Source organism: Streptococcus sp. P25B114 (genome assembly GCF_053010325.1).
This window is the reverse complement of record NZ_JBRKNW010000034.1, coordinates 1-6,440: the sequence shown is the minus strand read 5'-3', so window position 1 is coordinate 6,440 and position 6,440 is coordinate 1. Positions and strand designations below refer to the sequence as shown.

Here is a 6,440-nt window from a genome sequence, read left to right as displayed (position 1 = left end):
ATTACCCGAAATCCTAATCAAATCATTTCAACTGGCGATGCCATGCTGGGTGGCTACTCAAGAATTTTGGATTCAACAGGATTCTTTGTCTATGACAGCTTCAAAACAGGTGAGACTCTTAGTTTTAACTATCAAAATCTCCAAAATGCACGATTTGATGGGAAAAAGATTAGTCGAGTGACTTACGATATTACCAACCTTGTATCACCAGCTGGAACCGATGCCGTGAAATTGGTTGTGCCAAATGATCCAACCGAAGGTTTTATTGCCTATCGAAATGATGGAAATGGTGATTGGCGAACAGACAAGATGGAATTTCGTGTAGTTGCCAAGTATTTCTTGGAAGACGGAACGCAGGTTACCTTCTCCAAAGAAAAACCAGGAGTCTTCACGCATTCTTCCCTCAATCATAATGACATTGGTCTAGAATATGTCAAAGATACTTCTGGGAAATTTGTGGCGATTAATGGTTCAACCGTTCAAGTGACTAATGAAGGTCTAGCCCGTTCTTTGGGTTTCAACCGTGCAAGTGATTTGAATCTGCCTGAGGAATGGGATACCACATCAAGTCGTTATGCTTATAAAGGAGCAATTGTCTCAACAGTTACATCAGGCAATACCTACACAGTAACCTTTGGCCAAGGCGATATGCCACAGAATGTTGGATTGTCTTACTGGTTTGCCTTAAATACCCTACCAGTTGCACGTACAGTGACACCTTATAGTCCCAAACCTCATGTAGCGGTGGAACTTGAACCCGTTCCAGAACCTATTACGGTAACACCAGATGTCTTTACTCCAAAAACCTTTACACCTGAAAAGCCTGTGACCTTCACGCCAAAGCCTTTGGAAGAAGTAGTGCAGCCTAGTCTAACTTTGACCAAGGTAAACTTACCTGTTAAACCTATTCCAAAAGAACTTCCAACGCCACCACAAGTTCCGACTGTCCATTATCATGCGTACCGTTTGACGACAACTCCAGAGATTATGAAAGAAGTAGTCAATAGTGACCAAGCTAATCTTCATGAGAAAACTATCGCAAAAGATTCAACGGTGATTTATCCCTTAACAGTTGATGCCTTATCGCCCAATCGTGCCCAAACGACTAGTCTCATTTTTGAGGACTACTTGCCTGCTGGTTACCTATTTGATAAGGAAACAACACAAAAAGAGAATGGAAACTATGTCCTTAGCTTTGATGCGACTAAGAATTTTGTGACCTTAACCGCAAAGGAAAACTTGTTGCAGGAGGTAAATAAAGATTTAACCAAGGTTTATCAACTGAACGCCCCAAAACTCTATGGTTCTGTTCAAAATGATGGGGCAACCTATTCCAATAGTTACAAACTCCTTTTGAACAAGGGCACAACAAATGCTTACACAGTCACTTCAAATGTTGTAACGGTTCGTACACCAGGTGATGGGGAGACAACCACACTCATTACACCAGATAAAAACAATGAAAATGCGGATAGTGTCCTCATTAATGACACGGTCGTAGCCCTTGGCACAACCAACCACTATCGTTTGACTTGGGATTTGGACCAGTATAAGGGAGATCGTTCTGCTAAAGAGACAATTGCACGAGGCTTCTTCTTTGTGGACGATTACCCAGAGGAAGTGCTTGATGTGGTGGAAAATGGGACGGCTGTTACAACCCTTGACGGTCAGAAGGTATCAGGAATTACGGTTAAAAACTATGCTTCCCTAAATGAAGCCCCTAAAGACCTTCAAGATAAATTGGCTCGTGCTAAGATTACACCGACAGGTGCCTTTCAAGTCTTTTTGCCGGATGACAACCAAGCCTTTTATGACCAGTATGTTCAAACAGGAACTTCTTTAGCTCTTTTGACCAAAATGACGGTGAAAGATAGTCTCTATGGTCAAACTAAGACCTATACAAACAAGTCTTATCAAGTTGATTTTGGAAATGGCTATGAAACCAAGGAAGTGACCAACACCCTTGTTTCTCCAGAACCTAAGAAACAAAACCTCAATAAAGACAAAGTGGATATCAATGGGAAGCCCATGCTAGTGGGAAGTCAAAATTACTATACTCTCTCATGGGACTTGGACCAATACCGAGGGATTAAAGCAGACAAGTTTCAGATTGTACAAGGTTTTTACTTTGTGGATGATTATCCAGAAGAAGCTTTATTGCCAGATGAAGCAGCTATTCAGTTTATCACATCTGATGGCAAAACAGTTTCAGGAATCATGGTGAAGTCCTATGCTCAATTATCAGAAGCTCCTAACACCTTACAAGCAGCCCTATCTAAACAAAAAATTCAGCCTAAAGGAGCTTTCCAAGTTTTCATGCCTGAAGACCCACAAGCCTTTTTTGAATCTTATGTGACCAAGGGGGAGAATATTACCATTGTCACTCCGATGACTGTTTTGGAAACCATGCTTAATTCAGGGAAGTCTTATGAAAACGTGGCTTATCAGGTGGACTTTGGGCAAGCCTATGAAACCAACACGGTGACCAATTTTGTCCCTAAAGTAACTCCACATAAGTCTAATACCAACCAAGAAGGTATTTCAATTGATGGAAAGACCGTCCTTCCGAATACGGTCAATTATTACAAAATTGTCTTGGATTACAGTCAATACAAGGACATGGTCGTGACGGATGATGTTCTTGCCAAGGGATTTTACATGGTAGACGATTACCCAGAAGAAGCCCTTACCCTAGATCCTGATGGCATTCAAGTTTTGGATAAGGATGGCAATCGTGTATCTGGTATCTCTGTCAACACATACGCTAGTTTGTCAGAAGCTCCGAAAGTCGTCCAAGATGCCATGGCTAAACGTCAGTTTACACCTAAAGGAGCCATTCAAGTTCTTAGTAGCGATGATCCAAAAGCCTTCTATGAGACCTATGTGAAGACTGGTCAAACCTTAGTTGTCACGCTTCCGATGACGGTAAAAAATGAGTTGACCAAAACAGGTGGTCAGTATGAAAATACAGCCTATCAGATTGATTTTGGCTTGGCCTATGTCACGGAAACAGTGGTCAACAATGTTCCCAAACTAGACCCACAAAAAGATGTGGTGATCGACTTGTCTCATAAAGATGCCAGCCTTGACGGGAAAGAAGTGGCCTTGCATCAAACCTTTAACTATCGCTTGGTTGGAGCATTGATTCCAAGCAATCGTGCGACTGATTTATTTGAATATGGTTTTGAAGATAACTATGATGAAAAGCATGATGAGTATAATGGTGTTTATCGCAGCTATCTGATGACGGATGTCATCCTCAAAGACGGTTCTGTCTTAAAAGAAGGAACGGAGGTTACGAAGTTTACCTTGCAACAGGTGGATACAGAAAATGGCCTCGTATCAATTTCATTTGATAAATCCTTCTTAGAGACTATCTCTGATGATTCAGCCTTTCAGGCAGATGTTTACCTGCAGATGAAACGGATTGCGACTGGTCAGGTGGAGAATACCTACCTTCATACAGTGAATGGCTATGTCATCAGCTCAAATACAGTTGTAACACATACACCTCAACCTGAAGAACCAAGTCCAAATCAACCCACACCACCTCAACCACCAATTGAGACTATTGAACCGCCTGTTCCAGCAAGTATTTTGCCAAATACAGGGGAACAGGAATCCCTTTTGGGCTTGATTGGAGCTGGTATTCTACTTGGTACGGCTTATGGACTGAAGAAAAAGGAGGAGAAGTAGATGAATCCAAAAACTATTTATGAAAAGGATTCAGACCAGGATGGTCTGACAGATGCTCAGGAACTGGCTTTGGGAACCAATCCGCAGTCTGTTGACACAGATGGTGATGGTCAAGCTGATTTAGAAGAGCTACAATCTGGACATTCACCACTAGTCCCACAAAAGGAGTTGTGCGATGACTTGGAACTTTGACACCATGAAAGAGGCTTTGTCTGAAATGGAGAAGGTCGATTACCAAGAGTTTATCAAAGCCTTTCTCTCTTTGGAATTAAGTATTTCTGATAGAACAATCCTCAATCAGGTTTATCAAGATTATATGGATGAGGATGACTTATCCTTGATTAGTGATGAGCTACGAGTTAAAGTGGATAGTTATCAGGATGAAGTACAGGCAGATATGACTGACATTCTGGAAAAGCTGTACCGAACAGGGGAAGGCTCTAGTTTTATTATGGATGTCATGTCTTCGAATAGTCTTTCTGACACGATGGATCAATATGAAATTTTGGATAGTGAAGACTATTCCTTAATCGGTCTTGAAACCTTACAGGCCATGATTCAACAGGACTTGGCTATTTCCAGTCAGGATTATTTTGGAGATTTGGTTCACCTTGCCTTGCAAAAAGATTTACTAGACCAGAAAAGTCATTTCTTACAACACTATGTGGCAACTGTAATGGAAGGTATTCCACAAGAAAGAGACCAACGAGCCTTGGTCCTGGATTAACGCAAAGGGCTGAGAAAAACTCTCAGCCCTTTTAAAATGGGAGGGAAAATGAATCAAGAAGTCTTACTACAAATGATGAGAGCCACCATTCCTCGTGATAGAGCCCTGCTTGAGGCATTTTTATATTACCAAGCAGAGCATTTTGATGAGGAGTGGGATAGTCTTATTCGTCAGTTTTTGACCAATAGGCAGGAATTCAAAAGATCTGTTCAGGTACTTCACTTTGAGACAGATGTTTCAGCTTTTGTCCAGGCTAGTCCTTATGATACTGCTCATGATCTATTGACCTATACACAAGTATTCGGCCAAACTGGTCTCCAAAAACTTGACCAACTATCGCCGTCTGAAAAAGACTTGGTGATTGAAGTGGCCTTGTTCAATCTGGCCACTCGTTTTCAACTATTAGACTCAAATGGACACTACCAAACTATTTCACCAGATTCTCTATTACAAAAGAGTAGGGGAGCTAATTTGGTCAATGTTTATCGTGTGGCTAATAATTTAGCGGATCGTATTAGCCGAGATATTGAACAGTTTCTCTTAACTTACGAGCCTGAGCTTGAAATAAAAGTAGATGAAACAGTTCTAGAAAATGAAGAAACTGGTGATGAGCACAAAGCTAGTGTTCATCAAGCAATATCATTTAGAGAAGATGGCTCTCTCATCATTGCTAGTTTGGATGTAGATTTGTCTCAACTAGATGTTCAAACAGGAAAAACAAGTCATCTGCCAGCTTATGAAGCGTTATCTTTACGACGTAAATTTGAGATTCTAACATATTTTGACCAAATTCGAAATGAACGTTCCAAAGTCCCAAGTTTTAGACGAGGTGATTTTGATACTGAGACGGAAATGACACCAGTCTTTGAGGGCGAGGAGTTACTTACCTATCTAGAAGCTGATGGCACTCCCTATGAGCTGAAACGAACGCTGACCACAGTCGAAGAAAAGGAATTAGAAAAAATTGGACAAGCCATTTGGATAGAAAATCAAGAAAAATTGACTCAGCTAGGGATTGAGCTATCTCAGTTTGAATCAGACCAAGTCGGTATTTTATTGGATGCGGCAGGTCGTTTTCGTTTGAAAAATGCGGACCTTGCTTTACTAGGTGGCTATCCCAAAGCCTCGGTAACTCAACTAGCCCTTGCGACAGAACTACTCCAAATGGGATTGAGTCATGAAAAGGTTGAATTTTTCTTTGGTAGCCAGCTTTCCATTGAAGAGCTGCGACAAGTTGCCTACGCCTTTTTACACCAAGAACTCAGCAGAGAAGATGCGGAGCAATTTGAAAAAGATAAACGCAATCAGTCAGATTTAACCCTCAGAGATTGGAAAAGCAAGCTAGAGAAAGCTGAGTCGAAAGTAGTAGTTGATGAAGAATTCGCGGAAAATCCACTAGTCCAGAGAGTATTGGACACTTATCCTCTGGGGTCATTGGTTTCCTATAAGGGACAGGACTTTGAGGTCGTGTCGGTCAGCGATGCTCGATTGAACGGTTTGATTCGGATTGAGTTAGTCAATGATTTTTCGGATATCATTGAACAAAATCCAGTTCTTTATATGAGGACCTGGGAAGAAGTCAGGCAGGCACTTCATCAGCTAAAGGCAGAAAAACAAACAGAGTTAGAAGAAGCGGACCAAGAATTAAACCTATTCTCATTTCTGGAAGAGGAGCCAGTTCAGAGTATTGGACTATTGGAACCAGATGGTTCAGAAAAAGGTCATAACGATACTGAACTTGAAGAATCAGATAATCAAATTCCTGAAGAGGAAGTCGTCGAAACAATTCCAGAGATTCCAGTAACGGACTTTTATTTTCCAGAAGATATGACGGACTTTTATCCAAAGACTGCTAGAGATAAGGTTGAGACAAACATTGCGGCCATTCGTTTGGTAAAAAATCTAGAAGTAGAGCACCGCAATGCTTCATTAAGTGAACAAGAACTCCTTGCCAAGTATGTGGGCTGGGGTGGACTTGCCAATGATTTCTTTGATGACTATAATCCAAAATTTTCTA

Annotated in this window: 3 protein-coding genes and 1 pseudogene; all 4 read left to right on the top strand. The window is 41.2% G+C overall.

Going from position 1 to position 6,440, the window contains the following annotated elements; translation table 11 throughout:
- On the top strand, positions 1–3,696 hold a 3,696-nt coding region (locus ACVC7T_RS10760), incomplete at its 5' end, for an SspB-related isopeptide-forming adhesin (protein WP_447262938.1).
- Complete coding sequence (locus tag ACVC7T_RS10755) at positions 3,697–3,888, top strand: hypothetical protein (protein ID WP_001068447.1); 192 nt, start codon at positions 3,697–3,699, stop codon at positions 3,886–3,888.
- Positions 3,872–4,423 (top strand): hypothetical protein, encoded by a 552-nt coding sequence (locus ACVC7T_RS10750; protein ID WP_447262937.1) that lies wholly within the window; start codon positions 3,872–3,874, stop codon positions 4,421–4,423. Before ACVC7T_RS10755 ends, ACVC7T_RS10750 begins: the two co-directional genes overlap by 17 nt.
- Before the next feature lie 48 nt (positions 4,424–4,471).
- A pseudogene (locus ACVC7T_RS10745) lies at positions 4,472–6,440 on the top strand (hypothetical protein); the annotation flags it as partial.

Excerpts from the sequence above, each read along its gene's own strand:
- ACVC7T_RS10755 (WP_001068447.1), top strand. The coding sequence starts at position 3,697 with ATGAATCCAAAAACTATTTATGAAAAGGATTCAGACCAGGATGGTCTG.
- ACVC7T_RS10750 (WP_447262937.1), top strand. The coding sequence starts at position 3,872 with ATGACTTGGAACTTTGACACCATGAAAGAGGCTTTGTCTGAAATGGAG.